Origin of the sequence: Paractinoplanes aksuensis, from assembly GCF_024137025.1 — a bacterium.
Classification (GTDB): domain Bacteria; phylum Actinomycetota; class Actinomycetes; order Mycobacteriales; family Micromonosporaceae; genus Actinoplanes; species Actinoplanes aksuensis.
On sequence record NZ_JAMYJR010000088.1, the window covers coordinates 1 to 1,470 of the forward strand.

General features: G+C 68.8%; 1 protein-coding gene. It reads left to right on the forward strand.

Annotated features, from left to right (window positions below; all coding sequences use genetic code 11):
* Positions 1-314: 314 nt before the first annotated feature.
* Positions 315-1,385 (forward strand): IS110 family RNA-guided transposase, encoded by a 1,071-nt coding sequence (locus M1L60_RS46660; RefSeq protein ID WP_253244070.1) that lies wholly within the window; start codon positions 315-317, stop codon positions 1,383-1,385.
* The last annotated feature ends 85 nt before the right edge of the window (positions 1,386-1,470 follow it).

Here is a 1,470-nt window from a genome sequence, read left to right on the forward strand (position 1 = left end):
GGATCACGCGGGGCTGCGGCGTGGCCCAGCCCGCGCCTGACGGCGTCCGCAGAACGGCCCAATACAACTGTGAGGATGGTTGGGTGCCGCCCGCGGCTTGGGGCCTGACCCGATATACAACTGACAGCGATGTCCTGCCGGTGATCTGTCGGTCCTGGGTCGTGGGTGGTGCTTGCTGCCACCGGACCGGTCAGGCGTGTCTCGATAGGGGCCTTGCCGCAAACAAGAGCACCATCACAGTTCTGACCGCCCTGCCGGCCCGGTGACGGCCATCCCGTTCCCGTTCCGCAGGAGACCGAACGACCATGTCCAGCATGTCGCACCCGCCTGTCACCAGCCAGCCCGACACCACCGCCGAGGTGGTCCTGGGCGTGGACACCCACAAAGAGTTCCATGTCGCCGCGTTGGTCAGTGTGCTGGGTGTGGTGCTGGCCTGGCACCGGTTCTCGGCCACGGCCGCCGGTTATCGGCAGTTACTGGCGTGGGCCGGCGGGTTCGGGGTCGTGCGTCGGGCCGGGATCGAGGGCTCGCACTCCTACGGCGCTGCTCTGACTCGTCATCTGCAAGCGGCCGGGCTTGAGGTCATCGAGGTCAGTCAGCCGGACCGGGCCGAACGGCGCCGCCGCGGCAAGACCGATGTGCTTGACGCCGAGGCGGCTGCCCGGGCGGTGTTGTCCGGACGCGCCGGCGCGGTGGCGAAGACCAGTACCGGGCCGGTCGAGATGATCCGGATGTTCAAGCTGGCCAAGGCGTCCGCGGTCAAGTCCCGCACCCAGACGATCAATCAGCTCAAAGCTGTCCTGGTCGGCGCCGAGCCGAGCCTGCGTGAGCCCCTGGCCGGGCTGAGCAACCCGAAACTGTTCCGGGCCTGCGCCCAGCTCGACGCGGGCACACCCATCGACACCAGCACCGCCACCACCTACACCCTGCGACTGCTGGCCCGCCGCATCACCGCGCTCAGCGCAGAGATCACCGACCTCGACCGGCGCATCACCGACGCGGTCCATGCTTGCCGGCCGGCCCTGCTCGACCGGCACGGTGTCGGCCCGGACACCGCCGCTGCGCTGCTGCTGGCCGCCGGTGACAACCCGCACCGGCTCACCAGCGAGGCCGGCTTCGCTGCCCTGTGCGGGGTCAACCCCATCGAAGTGTCCTCCGGGAAAAACAGTCGGCGCCGTCTCAACCGCGGCGGTGACCGACAAGCCAACTCCGCGCTCTACACCGTCGCCGTCACCCGGCTGCGCTGGGACCAACGCACCCGCGACTATGTCGAACGCCGCGTCACCGAAGGTAAAACCCGCCGCGAAGCCATCCGCTGCCTCAAACGCTACATAGCCCGAGAGCTCTACCAACTCATCGCCCCAGCCGCCCCCACACCTGCTTGACATCCATAGGGGCATCACCGGTATTGGACCGCCCTGCGGCCGACGCCAGCCACGACCTGGACCTCGCCTCGCTCCCACGTGATCC